The organism is Butyricimonas sp. Marseille-P2440, assembly GCF_900091675.1.
In the GTDB taxonomy this organism is placed as follows: Bacteria; Bacteroidota; Bacteroidia; order Bacteroidales; family Marinifilaceae; genus Butyricimonas; species Butyricimonas synergistica.
Window position 1 is genome coordinate 172,909 of sequence record NZ_LT594609.1, and the last position, 18,083, is coordinate 190,991.

Below are 18,083 nucleotides of genomic sequence, written 5' to 3' on the forward strand. Positions count from 1 at the left end.
AATTATTTCTTCACGCTTAGATCAATTCAATATTCATGACTACATTGCCCGTTTAATCCCCAGGAAAAAAAGCACTCTCGCAACTTCTTAACACACCAGCAAAAAGTCACTCTTAAAGCATCAATAACACTCATATTCTCGATTTTACGAAAAAGCAACCAATGATATTTTACAAGACTTAGTTTATTGCTAGAGAGCGAACCTTTTCTTTTACGATAAGCGGTTAAAACCTCGGCCATTCCATAAAAGCACGGTTGTTCCTTTAACAGCCTAAGCCATAGAGCCAAATCATTACGTTTCCTTATATCAGGCACTTCTATCGAGCGTAACATTTTAGTATCCAACATGACAGTAGAATTCCCGATTGTCCCTTTTCCCCACATTGCCTCATCGAAATTCGTGGTATTCTTCGGGAAAACCGTCCTGCCCAGTTCTCCGCCTCCATCAAATATAAGCTTGTACGCAGTACAACACATCGCCACGTTGTGCAAATGCATATAAGCGATCTGGCGCTCAAGCTTTTCAGGCATCCACAAATCATCACTGTCAAGAAACGCTATGTACCGACCGTTGGCAAAACCGATCCCTATATTCCTGGCGTTCGCCGTTCCGGTATTGCTTGAAATTTTTATATAACGTATTCTTGAATCCGAAATTGTATATCGAGATACGACATCAAAAGTACCATCACTGGAACCATCATCGACAATTATCATTTCCCACTCGCAATAAGTCTGCGCAAGAACACTCTCAATCGCATCAGAAATATACATGCCACAATTAAACGCCGGGGTTACGATGGATACAAGTTCTAAATCCATACTAAATATACAGCTATTTCAACTATGATTTTCCTTCAATATTGCAAATATACGCTAATCTACCGTAGTCACATCCTTTTCTTGTGATTTTTTAGAAAAAATTATTTTTCATTATACGCATTGAAAATATCCCCCACGAAAGTGCGAGTTTATCGGATTTTGTATTTATTTTTGTCATGAGTGCAGAAGAGTCAGGTGTCACGAAAATCAAGTTACAAATAATGTTTAAATTAAATATTCTAAATAAAGCCTTAAAAGGTGAATTACTAAAATTTAAATACAACATTATCTGGGATTTTTATATAAATAACCTAAAAAAGATATGTGACAAGAAAAAACGAATTCCCGTCATAGTATCTCTAACAAGCTACGGTCGAAGAGTCACGGCATGTACGCCTTATGCAATACTATCAATATTGAACGGACGGGTTTTACCCGGACAAATCATCCTTTGGCTAGATTCTAAAAATTGGACAACAGACAATATTCCTGAAAAAATCAAGTCCCTGTCTTTTGCGAATTTGCAAATTAAATTTACAGAAGACGTTAAATCATACCAAAAGCTGGTACCGGCAATCAAAGAATATCCATCGGATCATATCGTAACGATAGATGACGATACATACTATCCGCCATCTTTCCTTGAACGTCTTTATGAATGCCACAAAAAAAATCCTTGTTACATTATATCAACACATTGCCGGTATCCCACCTTCGTAAACGGGAAACTATCGAGTTACAAGGATTGGGCAAATATTAATACCACTAATACTGCCAAACAAAACAAAATTTCCTCCAAACTAATATTTCCTCTTGGATATGGGGGTATATGGTATCCGCCTGATAGCCTTTATCCAGATGTTACAAACCAATCATTATTCACGGAAATATGCCCTTATGCCGATGACATCTGGTTCTACATGATGGGAGTAATAAAAGGCACTTCCAAAGTAAACACGTTTTTCAACAATTCAGGTTTTTATCATTTGGATTTATTCCGACAAATTATATTTAAAGACAGATTACAGAATTTAAATATCGGGAATTTCCAGAATGATATACAATTAAGCAGATTGCTAAAGCATTACGATATCGATTTAAAAGATAAAGCATGAAAACGGAATTATCCCCTGGATACACTTCCCGAAACTACCAACGACTTCAACAATGCCATGCAATTAATTCCCAGGCACCGGGAAACAGGCAAATAGATGCCAACTGATATTAAAAATCCCATGACAAGAACGGAGAAGTCGCGAGTGATTCCGACACGACTTATCGCCAAGCTTCCCCAAAAGCACGAGAAGGCGGATGCCAACAGGATTTTGAGCATCGATTTCCAGGGTAGCAGCCCCAACAGGCTCGTGTTCAAAATACGCGCTGTACTTATCATTAGAGCCATGAGACAAAAAAAGGTGGTTGCCGTGGTGATTACAGCGATTGCCAACAAAGACGGGAAATAATAAACACACGATAAATCAAGTGCAAGCAAGGTGATTGCCGTGACCAAATGGGCGTTCGCGAATATCTTGCCTTCGCCTAAAGCGAACATCAACGGTCCGTACGGCACAATCCGCGCCAAATTTATTATCGTGACAACCCTGAACAAATCTGCCGCTTCACGATAAGCGATCCCGTATAAGGTTCCCATTATTTCCGGGGCAAAAACGCAACAAAACACGGCAAAGGGGTATATTATTGACGCGGACTTGAATATCACGCTTTTCCAGAGAGTTATATATTCCTTGTTACCAGCCCCGTTTTGGGTCATCCGGGAAAACTCGGGCAATAAAATACCGGATATGGCGCCAATCACCATTCCGGCAACAGGAAGTTCCTTGTAGCCGTTCGCAAACATGGCAAAATTTTCAACTCCCAGGTAACGGCTCACGAAAAATTGACTCACGGACCCGATAATAAATCCGTACAAGCTTGAAGTAAATACCGGCATCGAAAATCGCAATATATCCCGAATTGTTATCTCCGTTTTCCCGGGTGTAACATTCTTAAACGGCAACGACAAAAGTCGAAAACCGACAAGACTCGAACCCAAAGAAGCAACCACTAGCCCAGTGACGACCCCAGTAACTCCGGCATCGAAAATAATCTCCGGCAACACGGAAAAAAGTATACAGAACACACGACCTAGCAAGACGTACACCAGCACGACACGTGTCATCCCGTACACGGTCAAAACACGCTCGACACCCAATACCGGCATCAATAGCATGGGAGTTACGGCAAAATATTTCAAATTGACAGTTAATAACGGGTTTGCCAGCAATTCGGCTATTCGAGCCGCCCCCGTGAACAACAAAAGCGAGAAAACAACAGAAAGTCCCCAGAACAATAGGTTCAATTTGCGAATCACCGCCTGCCCTTCTTCGATAGGAACTCGTGCAAGAAAATAAGAGTACGCGTTAGGAAGTCCAAAGGAAAAAATGATCAACAAGGTCGAGTAAATATAAATCACCTGTCGATAAGTTCCGTACTCGACAGTTGTCATGTACCGGCTAAGAATAGCGGATATTATCAATGTCATACATAACGACAACGCATTAGCAAGCACCAACCACAACGCTTGTTCCGTTTTAGTTTTACCGATCGCAATCTCCCGCTTCATCATGTTTCAATTCAAGATCATACTAAAAAAATACAAACATCAGTATTTAACCGCCTTACAATCTCTATAGCAGACAATCGACACAAAGTTGCATAGTAGAATAATAAGAATACAAACATAATGAATTATCTGATATATACAAATAAAGACAAAAAATGTCTTTTCCACGGGAAAATCTTTTCCACCATTCATTAGTAATATAAAAAAATAGGTATTACTTTCGCGGTGCTATGGTTCCCGGGTAAGATATTTCTACAACCTTACCAGGGATTAATAGGGAATCAGGTGAAAATCCTGAACAGATCCACTGCTGTAAGTTTCATAACAATTTCTCCGGCACTCGTGATCCACTGTCCCGCATATCGGGGATGGGAAGGACGCCGGGAAAGAAACAAGTCAGAAGACCTGCCATACGATCACATTGTTTAACGTTCAAGGGGAAGGAAGAACGTGAACGCCGATAGCTTAACCATTGTCGACCGGATACGCCAAGCCTTTTCCAGACTAAAAGGGAGATTATGTTCGCGAAAAAGTGGTTTTGTTTTCTGATTATTTTATGCATAGGTACGGTATTGTCGTCATGCGACAAACCGGGGATGCCTTACCCCGACGGGGTGTTGGGCAACGGGGATATAGAGGCTCTCGTGCTGAACGAGGGGTTGATTAACACGAATGCCGGAGCTATCTCGGTGATATATAAGGACGGCAAGGTGGTGGTGGATGCCTTCCAAGACGTGAACCATCGTCCGATGGGTGACGTGGCACAATCCATCACGATGATTAACGGGAAGTATTTCGTGGCGATGAACAACTCGAAAAAGATCGAGATCATCAACCCCGTGACCTTCAAGTCCGAGGGGACAATACTCTACACGCAGGCGGGCTACCCGCGGCAGATCGTGCCCATCTCCCCCACGGAAGCAGTCGTATCGGACTTGAACCGCCAACTGGTACGCGTCCGAACCGTGCCGCCTTACGGGAAGCCGCTGGAATACATTTCCATCCCCCGGTGGGTGGAATACTTGGTCGTGGCGGAAAATAAAGTGTTCGGCATGACGCAGGGAGGTCTGTACGTGTTCGACGCCGACAACATCAAGAAGGATTACGCCCGGATCATCAAAGAGGTATATAACGAAGAATACACGAAAACGTGCCAAATGTTGATCGACAAGGAAGGGATGATCTGGGGGCTGATGTACCAGAAAAGAAGCGGGGTGGTCACGGGCATCACGCTGAAACGCGTAGACCCCAAGCGGGAGAAAGTGGTCGAATCACACACCTTGCCCATCGGCGACCCCAATTCACAAACACCGGGCGAGATCATCGGCTATATCAATTACAACCGCACGGACATCGATCCCACGGGGACATGGATATATTTCAACGTGAAAACCCGTTCGGCTGAAGCGAACGCCAAGGGCGAGAAAGAACAACAAAGCGTGTACCGTATGAACGTGGATAGCGGCGAGTTCGAGCATTATTACGACCTGCCGGAGGTGGGCATGATGTACGGTTTCGCGGTTAGCCCGGAGGGGGACGTCTACTTGTGCGACTGCCTGGATTACACCGCGCAAAGAGGCTACATTCGCCACTACCTGAAGGACGGCTCGAAGGTCAGCCACAAAGTGGGAGTGTATCCCGGTCAAGTCTATTTCCCCGGAAATCAACGCTAAAAAACGAATTATGCTTAAAAGAATAACGATAGGATTATGTATCTATTTCACGCTGGGAAGCGGGATGCAGGTAGAGGCACAGCGAAGGGATTCGGTGGCGATGCACGGGATGCTCGACACGGTGCAGGTGGTCAGCCAACGTATCCGGCACGCCAATGAAGCGAACGCCGGGGCAAAAGTGAGCCGGATAGACCCGGAAATCATGCAAGCAAATAAAACCCGCTCGCTGGCGGAGTTACTGACGGACTACACGGCGATTTACATCAAAAGCCTGGGAATGGGCGCCCTGTCGACTGCCTCCTTCCGGGGAGCCAGTCCCTCGCAGACACGGGTGAATTGGAACGGCATCAATATCACGCCGCCGATGTCGGGGACTTTCGATTTCTCGCAAATCCCGGTGTTCTTCACGGACAACGTGAACCTGTATTACGGGAGCAGCCACGTGAAGAACGGGACGGGAGCTATCGGGGGGAGCGTCAACCTTTTCACCGACCCGGACGGACGCAAGGGTGTGAGCGGGAAAGCCCTGGGCGAGTACGGCTCGTACGGCACGTACACGGCGGGAGCGCAAGTGAACTCGGGCGGAGAAAAATCGACTTTTAAAACCCGCCTGTACTACCAGCACTCAGACAATAATTACACTTACCTGAACAAGATATTGACCAACGAGCCTTTCCGCGAGAAACGGCAAGACGCTGACTACACGCAATGGGCGGCAATGCAGGAAGGCTACTTCCGGTTATCCCCTTACACCCGGCTGACGGCAGTGGCGTGGTTTCAGGAAGGCGAACGGATGTTGCCTCCCGCTCTCGGGATTGTCAACCAATCGCACGAGAAGCAACGGGAAACCAATTTCCGGGCATACGCGGGCGTGGATTTCACCCGCAGCATACACGCCCTGCACGTGAAGGCGGCGTGGCTCTATTACCGGCAGAAGTACGACAAATGGTACGCCGGGGGAATGTTCGACCCGGAGGGTAACAAGAACCAGTCGCAGACGTGGCAAGGTATCGCCGATTACACGTTTACCCCGCGGGAAAACCTCGTGCTGGGCACAAGCCTGACTTACTCGCACGACTTGATACGGGTGAGCAGCTACATCGACATCGACTCGTCGAAGTACACGCTGGGCGACGTGGATTATGACATCCCGGAGGTGGAACCGCCCTTCCGCCACCACCGTAACGTGCTCTCGTGGCAGGCGTCGGCATTGTGGACCCCGGTAGAGTGGATGATGCTGAACGGGCAGTACATGTTCGAACAGAACGACAGCCGGGGCGTATCCACGTGGTCGGCTGGCGTGGTGTTCAACCTGTTGAAACGGGAATTGCAGGTAAAGGGAAGCATGGCTTACAACTACCGTTTCCCGAGCATGAACGACCTCTACTGGCGACCGGGAGGCAACCCGGACGTGAAGCCGGAAGACGGGTACTCGTACGACGCTTCCGTGGCTTACCGGAAGCACCTGTGCCAGGGACTCTCGCTGGACGCGGAGGTGTCGGGCTACCTGATGTATATCGACAATTGGATACTATGGTTGCCCAAGGACGGGAACCAATGGATATGGACACCGCAGAACCTCCGCAACGTGCGTTCGGAAGGGGTGGAATTGTACGGGAAGCTGACCTACGAGATCGGGGATTTGAGGGTAAACGCATCGGGCAATTACAGCTGGTCGCAATCCCGTACCCGCAAGAAACAACACGAGGACGACGGCTCGTACATGAAGCAGATTCCTTACGTGCCCCGCTTCAAATGGAACGTGAGGGTTGCCGCCGATTACCGGGGAGCTTTTTTCTCGTGGCAGGTGACCTATATCGGACGCCGCTTTATCACCACCGACCAGGAATACGCTACCGACCCTTACTCGGTGCACAATATCCTCGCGGGTTACCGGCACGAGTTCCGCAACGGGATGAGCCTGACCCCGCAAGTTCGGGTGGACAACCTGCTGGACACGTATTACGAATCGACACAGTATTACCCGATGCCGTTGCGGAATTGCCTCGTGTCGCTGATGTGGGAATTTTAGAGTATCTATTAATATATTATTTTACAGTAAACAGAGAAGGTTAGAATTATGAAGAAGTTTTATTTAGTATTATTGTTTTTAGGAGTGTTGACAGGATTAGTGAGTTCTTGTAGTGATGATGATAAATATATTCCAACGCCGCCGACAGTAACTATCGAAAGCGCAAATGGTAGTTTTTCGATGCTCCCGACAGAATCTATTGTTTTGAAAGCCAAGATCGAAAGCCCGATAGAAACGAGTTTGGCTTGGTTGGTAAATGGGGAAAAAGTATCGACAGATTCTATCTACACGTTCAAGGCAGAAGAACTTGGAAAATATAACGTGATGCTTGCCGTATCCAATGCAGACGGGAAGGCATTTACCACAACCATGATTGAGGTTCACGGGACATACAAGTATGGGACTTTCATTCTTAACGAAGGAAGTAGATCGCCCGGAAGTTTAATTTTCATTGATTCAAAAGGAGAAATAACCAATAATGTTTATCAATTTGAAAATGGAGGAGAATTAGGAGCCTTAACCCAAGACTTATTTATCAAAGACAATAAAATGTATATTGTTTCTCAATCCGGAGGGTATGATGGTGGTTTTGTAACTATTCTCAATGCAGAAACCTTAAAAAGAGAACGTAAATTCCAAGAAGAATTAGAGGGTAAAGTAAGTTCCCCTACTCATATTGCGGTATTAGACGAGGATAATATATATATTCGTGATGGTCAAGGTATCAAAATATTTCATCCTTCAACAGGAGAAGTATTACTCGTTGAAGGCACCTCAGGAGCACGTAACAACACAATGCCTGTTGTAAACAACAAAGTATTTGCCACCCGAAACAATACTGTCCTTGTCTTCGAAGAAGGAAAAGACCAAATTGCCAAAACAATCACGTTTGAGGGTAATGTTTCCGGAGTAATTAAATCTTCAGATAATAATCTTTGGGTTTCAGACGCATCCGGTAAAATCTCAAAAGTGGATGCCAATACCTGTGAAATTCTAAAAGCTAACACATTAACAGGAGATGCGGCAAATGAATTAAAACCCAATACTTTCGCTCGCCCAGCTACTCCTAATATTACAGCCAAAGGAGATACCTTGTATATAAATAGCACCTCATCAAAAATCTATCGTCACATTTTCGGTGAAAATCAAACTGATTTCATGGTAGATGCCAAAACAATGGTTGAGAACGTCGGACAGGTCTACAACACCGTTGCCGTTAACCCTAAAACAGGAAAAGTTTTCATGAACACATTAAAAGGTTGGGGAAATAATTATTTGATAAATCAAATCACGGCATTTGATTTTAGTGGAGAAGAACCCGAAATCAGTGCTGCATATAACGACTATACCCGTTTCCCCGCCGGAATATTCTTCACGTACAATTTTGAATAAAACGGTAATGAAAAAGAATTTACTTTATGCACTAGCTATATTGATCTTCACGGGAATGTGGAGTTCTTGTAGCGATGACAATGGCGGAGGCGGAGGTGACGAAAAACCTCTGACTCCCCCGGAAGTTTCCGTGCAGAATTTAAACCTGAAAAGTGCTATTCTCCCGGAAAGGAAGGTGAGGTTAAGAGCGAACATTATCAACACGACGGAAGCCGCACTCCAATGGTTCGTGGACGGGAAAGAAATGTCAAAGGACACGATATACGAGTTCTCGTCTGCCAAGGAAGGTACGTTCAAGGTCAAAGTGACGGCTTCCAACGTACTCGGGGAAGCATCGGACAGCGTGAATATCACGGTGATGGACGGCTTCAAAATTTCGGACGTCACAAACTGGACGGGAGAGGGCGAGTGCCGCTCGGTGCTGGCGATACAATGGGTGTCCCAAGACGTGAAGGATTTGTTACACCCCGAGGACGGAGAGATATTCTTCCGGGCATGGGGGTATAAATGGAAGAAACCGGAGAAAAGAGAGGATACCCCCACGGGATTTGACCTGATCAAGGCTATCGCCAAAATAGATCCCCGCCTATTCGTTATTGTTTCCAGCGATGCCCTCGGGTTTACCATCAAAGGATTCGGCTATGACGGCAACGGTGACGGGAAAATCAAAATTAAAAGCGAGGACTTTGAATACGGGGGCAAGACATACAAGGGAATCACGTTGACGGAAAAAGATTTCAAGGAGGGCATATACGTACAAGGAGTAGACGATAACATCGACGACTTCAAGCTGCTCACCGAGAATGATTACTGGATTGGCGGCTGGTACGTGACATACGCTTCCTACTGGCAGGGATACGGGGAAGCGGTACTGGAATCGGAAGAATACGAGTACTCCAATTTTTACGCCAACAACCGTGAACTGGAAGACGAGAGCTGGGACGCCTGGACGTTCTCCCCGATCAATGATGCAGAGCAGAATATCCTGCCCCTACCCCATTTGTTAGAAGCGGCGGAATAGTTTAACAAACTTCCAAGCAAAAAGCAGAAATACTTAAAGTACAATAACAAGGAAATATCTCAAAATAAAATGAACTCTAAAAGATTTTTCTAACTTTCAGAGTTCATTTTCATTAAAAAGAACCAGAAAATTAACGGTTTCAGTAATTCTTTCAACTTCCCAATTGCTTCGTATTTCAGGAACTTCACTGTGTTGATACTGATATCCATCTGTTTGGCAATTTCATCCTGTTTCAATCCCTCCAAGCCGAGAGATATCACTTCCGCACTGCGCGGGGGAAGTTTAGCGATTGCTTCAAACAGCAAACGATTGTTTTCTTCTTCGATCAGGTAAGATGCGGTTTCCTCCTCTTCCCAAGGAATTTGAACCAGCTGATCTTCCTTCCGTTTTTGGTCGCGCAAAAACGTGAGCGAAGTGTTGCGTACACAGACAAAGAGATAAGATTTGAGTGAAATATCTTTCAATTGTCCCCTATTCGACCATAACTTTATAAAAACCTCTTGCACGATATCTTTCGCACTCTCTTCATTTTTCACGATACGGGATGCAAAGGCGCACAGGGTCGTGTAATAACGACCGAACAATTCCTTGAATGCCGGTTCCCACCCTTGGTTTATCCTCTTTAAAATCTCTTTATCTTCCATAAAAGACCACGTATCTGAAAAAGATGCCGTAAAAATATTTATTTTTTTCGATTTCGACCTATACTTTTTCCTTCGCAAGGAGTTATTTATATGAACTTTTAATAACAGCGCGTATGAACAAATTTGATATAGCAAGGTTGATTTCCCGCCAACGCTTGGAAATACTGACTCCCGCGGAAGAAAAACAGCTACAAGAATGGTTGTCCGCTTCCGAGGAGAACAGGAAGTTGTTCGAGCAAATTTCTACCGGCAATTCTTTCACGAAGAGAAAAGTTTTAGAAGAACAGACCGACATAAACAAAGAGTACAAAACAATGGTCCAAAAAATGAAACGTTCTCGTATCCGCCGTTGGATACTCGGGACCGCTTCCGCTGCCGCCATTCTAGCGTGCGGGGTGCTGGCAGCCATTTTTTGGATACCCGGCAAACCGTCGCAACCTCAAACCGTTGCCATGGCTTCCGATAACATCGAGTTGATTTTTCCCGATGGCAAGCGTTTCTTGTTGGGCGACAAACAATCCGCCCATGAACCGCTTCCCGAGGGGTTCAAACTCATCCGAGATGAGGCTGATAAAAATAAACTGGCTTACACTCACCCTGATACCGCGAGCAAGGCTCCAGCCTCTTTCATCACACTGAACGTGCCCAAGAAAGAAGATTATAAAATCGAACTACCGGACGGTACCATCGTCTACTTGAACGCGTGTACCTCCCTGCGGTTCCCGGAACACTTTCAAGCAGATTGCCGAGAGGTATACTTATCGGGCGAGGCAGCCTTTTCGGTGAAAAAAGATAAAACGGCACCGTTTCACGTGCATACCGACCAAGGGACGATCACGGTAACCGGCACGGAATTTCATGTCAGCGCGTATACCGATGACCCGTTTTGGCAAGCCACGCTCATCGAGGGAGCCATCGAGGTGACCCAAGGAGAAAAGGCTGTGCCCCTGAAACCTCACCAACAATATTTTTGGAGCAAGGAAGAGGGGACCGGCCACGTGAGGGATATTCCCGACGAGGAGGCGATACTCATCCCGTGGGGGACGGGGATGCTCGTGTTCGAGGCTACCACGTTTGAAGAGATCACGCGGAAATTGCAAAGATGGTACGACATCACCTGGAATTACGAAAACGAGGCCATCAAGAATAAACGTTTCACGGCGACCATAAATAAAAAGGAGTCTTTAGAGGTATTCCTACGCCTGATAGAAAGGACCACCAATATCAGATTTATCCTTGACGGAAAACAAATAACAATTACCGAGAAAAAATCAGATAATCAAACCGATAACAATCATATCCAAAATTAATACGAAGCTAAAATTATGAAAAAAATCCATTTATTCTTTTCAAGTGTGCTTCTTGTGGCAAGCACACTACTGCTCGCTACAGCCTGTTCCGACGACGATTCGTTGGAAGAAGCAATGGGATCAAAAGTACAAAAAGTCAAATTGGCACAAAATACCCTATCCATGGTGGTAGGCATGAGCGAACAGCTCGTTGCCACGATTTTTCCGGAGAACGCCGAGAACCAAAATGTCACCTGGAGTTCCAACAAACCGGAAATCGCCGACGTGGACTCCACCGGGATGTTGTGGGCAAAGGAAGTGGGCTCTGCCACCATTATGGTGAAGACCGAAGACGGGGAAAAGGTGGACTTTTGCCTCGTGACGCTGACTCCCGCCCCCATTCTTGTGCAGGAAATCCGGCTCAGCGAATCGACTTTGGTATTGAAAAAAGGTGAAAGCCTGACTTTGACCCCCATCATCATACCCGAGAATGCCACCAACCAGACGGTGACGTGGACATCCAGTAACCCGTCGGTGCTTTCCGTGGATGAGAATGGAAATGTTTCTGCTCTTGAATTCGGGAACGCCACCCTCACCGTGACCACCGAAGACGGCGGAAAAACCGCCACGTGTGCCGTAACGGTCGACAACAAAGGAAGCCTTCGGGTGGAAACCGTGGAGATTCCCGCCGGGACCTTCCAGATGGGAGCAAGTGGTATGATGGAAGCCGGAGCCGGAACACAACCTGACGAACGTCCGGCTCATCAGGTAACGCTATCCCAAGGCTTCAAGATGAGCAAGTACGAAATCACGAACGAACAATTCTGCTTCTTCCTGAACGCGAAAGGCATCGGTGCTGACGGCATCTACAACGGGAAGACCATGGTTATCTCCTCCGAGGGACAGGCATCCGACTGGGGGGTACATTACAACGGGACGGAGTGGCAACCGGCTACCGGTTACGAGAACTTCCCCGTGATTTACGTGACCTGGTACGGGGCTTCCGAATTTGCCGCATTCGCGGGAGGTTCGTTACCTACCGAGGCGCAATGGGAATACGCGTGCCGCGGCGGTATGGAGGACAAACCGTTCGGATTGGGCAACGGGATGAGTTTGACAAAAAATCTTGCCAATTTCAACTGGATGATGGAGTGCGAGAACGGCAACATGGCGATGAACGGCAACACGCCAAGTACCTCCACGGTAGCCGTGGATTCTTACACCCCCAACGCCTTCGGCTTGTACAATATGCAGGGGAACGTGCGCGAGTGGTGCAGCGACTGGTATGCCGCCAACTATACGGCAGAAGGGGTAACGGATCCCACGGGTGCGGATTCGGGAACCTACCGGGTATTCCGCGGCGGTTCTTGGGGAGATATGTACATTTTCTGCCGTTGCGCATTCCGTAATATGACGAATCCCATGCTCTCCATCAAACCGGAGCAAGGAAACGACAAGACCGGGTTCAGAATTGTAAAGCCTTTATAAAAAAACATTTAAATCGCATCATATGATAAAATTATCACAAATCAACTATTGGTTTATATTGTTGCTGTTGTTGGGATTTGCAGCCTGCAACGACGATAATGACGACGAGGTGCTGGGTTCTAAGGCGAAATTGAACGTATCCGCCTCAGCCCTCCGGTTCAACTCGAACAAGGCGGATACCGTATTCGTCGATTATGCCGGGAGCTGGAACGCCAAATTGAGCGACGACTCGTGGTGCACGCTCGACAACACGAGCGGCAAGGGGAAAGGGATGATTATCATCACCCCCAAGCCCCGCAACGACATGGAGATGAAGAGTGCCAAACTTATCGTGCAGGCGACGGACCGATTCTCCGAGATGCAAATCATCAACCTCCTCTTTAACGGGACCGAATTTTATGCCGACCCGATTGTCGTGGAGTTCGGTTTGGGTGACCCCGCCACTTATGCGGTAGACGTGGTTTACGACGGCGCTTGGACGGCAACGCTCGAGGACGAATCGTGGTGCCGCCTTGAACAAGCCTCAGGAAACGGGAACGGGCAAATCAAAATCACGTCCACCTTCGGACCGGAAGATGCCGGCGAGAAGAGCACGGTATTGACCCTCACATCAACAGAAAACCCGAACCTGAAAACCACGGTCGAAATCAAGAAAGTGGAAGAGTTCAAGCACGGAAGTTGCATCACGCTGAACAAGGCGACGAAAGGGAAGGGAATCAATTTGCTGATTACCGGGGACGGATTCACCAAAAGCGAGATGAAGAAAAACGGGCGTTGGCAAGACATATTAAGGCAATGCGAAGAGGCCATTTTCAGTTACGAACCTTTCGCCTCCTACCGCGAGTACTTCAATCTTTATGCCGTAACCGCCGTTTCAGCAACGAACACGTTCGACCTGACGGGTGGATACTCGAACACCTTTTTCGAATGTTATTTCGAAAATCAGACAGTACACGAAAAACCAGGAGGCGTCGGTGCTTGTAATTTTGCCTGGGAACATTCCCCGATCCCAGCCGATGTCGAGGGCAAGGACCTAACCGTGTTGTTGGTAATCAACATAGACCGTTATTGCGGTGTGGCACAAGTATCGGGAAGCGGTCCGTCTCTCGGATTGGGCGGAGTATGGACCGGTGAAGGACGTTTCCCCGGCATCAACACGTTCGCTACCATGATTTCCCATGAATTCCTTGGACATGCTTTCGGGAAATTGGCAGACGAATATTATGCTGATAGGGTATCTATTACAGATATCGAAGTTACCACGGCTAAACGAGAACGGGAGCAATTCGGGCATTGGCAAAACGTCGAGTTTACAAACAATCCTGCCGAATTCGACAATAAATACTGGAAAGCCCTTTTGGAAAAGAATTATCCCGGAGCGGGGATTATCCAAGGAGGAAGATATTGCCAATATGGTGTTTGGCGCAGCATTGACGACAACATCATGAGGAATCAAAATAACGCACGCTTTTTCGGAGCGGTCAACCGCGAAATCATCCTGCGCAGGATATACAAACTCGCGGGGATGGAAGACGAGTATAGCCTGGATGTTTTCCTTGAATACGACAAAAAAAATATAACTAAATAGAGTAAGCCAAAAAAGAGATAATAGCTCGCAACTATTATCTCTTACACTCGGTTCATTCGAAAGCTTGCTTTTATACACGAAGAGTAAACAACCTGTAGAGTAAACAACCAATATGAACTTTTCAAATGTACGAAAATTTATGAAAGAAAAAGAAAGGAATGTACTTTTCCCGGGAAAAGTACATCGGGGAAAAATCAATATCCATTTCGTATGGATCACCTTGTTCCTACTAACGGTCGGTTTTCACGCGTCAGCCGAACCGATCGGGGACAAAACAATAAAGTTTTCCAAGCAGGTACTTCAACTGAAACAATTGTTCTCGGAAATCGGGACTCAAGCGAAATGCCGTTTCTTCTACAGCGACGATGAGGTTGATGTACAACAACTGGTGAAATTGCCACAACTGCAATTGAAAGTGGGCGAAGCCCTGAAAATCGGGCTGGGCGAGAAATACACCTTTAAAATTGAGGGTGAAAAAATCATCATCACGCCGGTGACGAAAAAGACGAACGCTTCCGGCCAACAGGTTACCAGCATCAAAATCACCGGTAAAGTGACCGACACGGACGGAGCCCCGCTTCCGGGTGTAACCGTCATCCTGAGCGGCACTTCCGTCGGGACAGCCACGGACGCCAACGGGAAATACACGCTCGAAGTTGCGAAAAGCAACGACATCCGCTTGAAATTCACCTTCGTCGGGATGAAAACCCAAGAGCATATCTACCGCGGGGAAAAAGAGTTGAATGTCGTGTTGGAAGAGGACGCCGAAACCTTGGAAGAGGTCGTCGTAACCGGTATCTTCGAGAAACCGAGAGAGAGCTATACCGGAGCCGTTTCCACCATCACGGCAAAAGAGTTGAAAATGTACCAGGGACAGAACCTGCTGCAAACCCTCCGGAACATCGATCCCGCCATCAATCTCGTGCAGGACAACCTGTCCGGTAGCAACCCGAACCGCGTACCGAACATCAACATCCGGGGCAACTCGGCTCTCCCGATGTCGATGAAAGACTTGAACGAAGGAGCCAGTGCCCAATTGAATACCCCGTTGATCATCAAGGACGGTTTTGAAATCTCCCTCCAACAGTTGATTGACTTGAACGACAACGAGGTGCAATCCATCAACATCATGAAGGATGCTTCCGCCACGGCGATCTACGGCTCCCGGGGAGCCAACGGGGTGATTGTCATCACCACGAAACAACCGCAAGCCGGGAAACTCCGCCTTTCCGCCTCCGCGGGGGTGAACGTGGAGATCCCCGATTTGAGTTCCTACGATTTGCTGGATGCCCTTGAAAAAATTGATTTTGAATACCAGATGGGATTGTATAACTCCATCCATCCCGACCGGGATGCCGAAGGCAGAAAAACGTACTACGACATCCGCCGCGACGTATTGGGAGGCGTGGACACCTATTGGCTGAGCCAACCGCTGCGCACCGGGGTGGGACAAAACTATAACCTGAAACTCGACGGGGGAAGCGACGAGTTCCGGTGGAGCGTTGAAGGAAATTACAACGAGACCATCGGGGTCATGAAGAACTCCAAGCGGACGAATTTCAGCGGGGTCATCAACCTCATATACCAAAGAAACAACTTCACCTTCATGAACCAGGCGAACTACTCGCGCAGCCGGGGTGACGAAAGTAATTACGGGACCTTCTCGGAATACACGGCAATGAACCCCTACTGGAGGCTATGCGATGAGAACGGCGACTATTACGAGAGGTACTATTTTGCTCCCACCGACACTTACGTTCGGAATCCGCTCTACGAGGCGCAATTCGACAACAAGGACCAAAGCATGACGGAGATATTCTCCGACAACTTCTCGATAGAGTGGCGGCCGTTTGCCGGTTTCATCGTGCGCGGGAAAATCGGGATATCCAAAAACTTCAACACGCACGACGTGTTCAAATCGCCCAACAGCTTCGAGTTCAGATCGACCACCCTTTCCGAACGCGGTTCCTATGCCTATACCACGGGCCAATCTTCCAACGTGGACGGGAACATCACGGTCAGCTATGCCAAAACGCTTGCCGAAAACCATCAACTGTTTTTCGACTTGGATATATCTGCCGCCCAATCCAAACAATACTCCTACTCCTTTACCATGCGGGGGTACAACGAGCGCTTCGACTTCTTACCCAACGCCGTCGGGTTCGAAGAGAACGGGAAACCCAGCGGAAGCGAAAGCACAAGCCGCCGCGTGGGGTACACCATGAACTTCAACTACACGTTCAAAAACTGCTATTACGCGGACTTCTCCTTCCGTATGGACGGTTCCTCGCAATTCGGTTCGAACAAACGTTTCGCCCCCTTCTGGAGTGCCGGTATCGGGTGGAACATGCACAACGAGAAATTCTTGAAAAACACAGGAATCGTCGACCAGTTGCAATTCCGGTTCTCTTACGGGATGACCGGTTCGCAACAGTTCTCCTCTTACCAGGCGGCAACCACTTACGAGTATGACGTCAACGACCGTTACCTCAACTTTACCCCCGCTTTTCTGAAGGGATACGGGAACGAGAACTTGAAATGGCAACAGACCAGCATGATCAACACGGGATTGAATTTTGCCCTGTTCAAACGGAGCATTACCGGTTCTCTGGATTATTACAAAAATGTCACGAATAACCTGCTTTCCCCCCGGACCATCCTTGCCTCAACGGGATTCACAACCTTCACGGACAATATCGGAAAAGTGCAGAACACGGGCTTGGAACTGATGCTGAGCGGTTATCCCGTCCGCACGAGCAGCGGATTCTCGTGGATGTTGTCGGGAAAAATGTCGCACAACAAGAACAAGATACTGAAACTCTCGCCCGAAATCAAACGGCAGGCAGAAGAGTACATGCAGAACAATGTCGAACTGCCTTCCGTGATGTTCGAAGGCGGCTCCACCACAGACATTTATGCGGTCAAGTCACTGGGCATCGACCCGAGTACGGGACAGGAACTTTTCTATGACAAAGACGGCAACATCACCTACGAATGGAATGCCAACGCCAAGCGGTTGGCCGGAAACAGCGAGCCCAAATTCAGGGGGAACCTCAGTTCCAACTTCCGGTACAAAGGTTTTTCGTTGAACCTCTCCTTCGGATTCCATTTCGGCGGACAGCAATACAACTCCACTTTAATCAACCGGGTGGAAGTGCCCCGCAGCGCATTGAACAAGAACGTAGACCGGCGCGTGCTGAAAGACCGTTGGTTCACCCCCGGGCAACGGACCTTCTACAAGAGCTTCTACGACCTGGAGGGAGACCTTGCCGGAACTACCAAAGCCTCCTCTCGTTTCGTGCAGGACGACAACATGTTCTCGTTGCAGGGAGCAAGCGCCTCGTACCAGTTCACGGGCAACTGGATCGAAAAACACCTGCACATGCAGATGATGGAGCTCTCCGTGAACGTGTCGGACCTCTTCTATGTCTCCACGATCAAGCGGGAACGCGGTCTAAATTACCCCTTCTCCCGCCGGTGTGCTTTCAGCCTGAAATTCATGTTTTAATTCT

General features: G+C 47.6%; 12 protein-coding genes and 1 riboswitch. Of the genes, 9 read left to right on the forward strand and 3 right to left on the reverse strand.

Annotated features, from left to right (window positions below; genetic code table 11):
- Positions 1-26: 26 nt before the first annotated feature.
- Positions 27-821 carry a glycosyltransferase family 2 protein gene (locus BN8899_RS06770; RefSeq protein ID WP_065218843.1) on the reverse strand — a complete coding sequence of 265 codons (795 nt, stop codon included), beginning with the start codon at positions 819-821 and terminating at the stop codon, positions 27-29.
- A gap of 176 nt (positions 822-997) precedes the next feature.
- On the opposite strand from BN8899_RS06770, the gene BN8899_RS06775 reads away from it, so the two are divergent.
- Positions 998-1,936: a glycosyltransferase family 2 protein gene (locus BN8899_RS06775; RefSeq protein ID WP_065218844.1), complete on the forward strand. Its 939-nt coding sequence runs from the start codon at positions 998-1,000 to the stop codon at positions 1,934-1,936.
- A gap of 8 nt (positions 1,937-1,944) precedes the next feature.
- Here the strand turns inward: BN8899_RS06775 and BN8899_RS06780 are convergent, their stop codons facing one another.
- The gene (locus BN8899_RS06780; protein ID WP_231932287.1) at positions 1,945-3,444 is read right to left on the reverse strand and encodes a lipopolysaccharide biosynthesis protein; all 1,500 of its coding nucleotides are present in this window, start codon (positions 3,442-3,444) and stop codon (positions 1,945-1,947) included.
- 214 nt (positions 3,445-3,658) lie between these two features.
- Positions 3,659-3,872: riboswitch (cobalamin riboswitch) on the forward strand.
- 90 nt (positions 3,873-3,962) lie between these two features.
- Here BN8899_RS06780 and BN8899_RS06785 point away from each other — a divergent pair.
- From BN8899_RS06785 to BN8899_RS06800, 4 genes are read left to right on the forward strand one after another with little or no spacing between them, the layout of a single operon-like run.
- The gene (locus tag BN8899_RS06785) at positions 3,963-5,117 is read left to right on the forward strand and encodes a DUF5074 domain-containing protein (RefSeq protein ID WP_065218846.1); all 1,155 of its coding nucleotides are present in this window, start codon (positions 3,963-3,965) and stop codon (positions 5,115-5,117) included.
- 10 nt (positions 5,118-5,127) lie between these two features.
- Positions 5,128-7,149, forward strand: coding sequence for a TonB-dependent receptor plug domain-containing protein (locus BN8899_RS06790; protein WP_065218847.1), 2,022 nt, complete (start codon positions 5,128-5,130; stop codon positions 7,147-7,149).
- Positions 7,150-7,197: 48 nt separating this feature from the next.
- The gene (locus BN8899_RS06795) at positions 7,198-8,541 is read left to right on the forward strand and encodes a DUF5074 domain-containing protein (protein WP_065218848.1); all 1,344 of its coding nucleotides are present in this window, start codon (positions 7,198-7,200) and stop codon (positions 8,539-8,541) included.
- Between the two features lie 7 nt (positions 8,542-8,548).
- A complete protein-coding gene (locus BN8899_RS06800; RefSeq protein ID WP_065218849.1) occupies positions 8,549-9,562 on the forward strand; it encodes a PKD domain-containing protein in 1,014 nt (337 codons plus the stop codon).
- A gap of 89 nt (positions 9,563-9,651) precedes the next feature.
- Here the strand turns inward: BN8899_RS06800 and BN8899_RS06805 are convergent, their stop codons facing one another.
- Positions 9,652-10,206, reverse strand: coding sequence for an RNA polymerase sigma factor (locus BN8899_RS06805; RefSeq protein WP_065219420.1), 555 nt, complete (start codon positions 10,204-10,206; stop codon positions 9,652-9,654).
- A 113-nt stretch (positions 10,207-10,319) separates the two neighbouring features.
- On the opposite strand from BN8899_RS06805, the gene BN8899_RS06810 reads away from it, so the two are divergent.
- The 4 genes from BN8899_RS06810 to BN8899_RS06825 all read left to right on the forward strand — a co-directional run bounded on the left by BN8899_RS06810 (position 10,320) and on the right by BN8899_RS06825 (position 18,079).
- Positions 10,320-11,516, forward strand: a complete 1,197-nt coding sequence (locus BN8899_RS06810; protein WP_065218850.1) for a FecR family protein — start codon at positions 10,320-10,322, stop codon at positions 11,514-11,516.
- A 15-nt stretch (positions 11,517-11,531) separates the two neighbouring features.
- Positions 11,532-12,983, forward strand: a complete 1,452-nt coding sequence (locus tag BN8899_RS06815; RefSeq protein ID WP_065218851.1) for an SUMF1/EgtB/PvdO family nonheme iron enzyme — start codon at positions 11,532-11,534, stop codon at positions 12,981-12,983.
- 22 nt (positions 12,984-13,005) lie between these two features.
- A complete protein-coding gene (locus tag BN8899_RS06820; protein WP_065218852.1) occupies positions 13,006-14,571 on the forward strand; it encodes a M64 family metallopeptidase in 1,566 nt (521 codons plus the stop codon).
- A gap of 139 nt (positions 14,572-14,710) precedes the next feature.
- A complete protein-coding gene (locus tag BN8899_RS06825; RefSeq protein WP_065218853.1) occupies positions 14,711-18,079 on the forward strand; it encodes a SusC/RagA family TonB-linked outer membrane protein in 3,369 nt (1,122 codons plus the stop codon).
- The last annotated feature ends 4 nt before the right edge of the window (positions 18,080-18,083 follow it).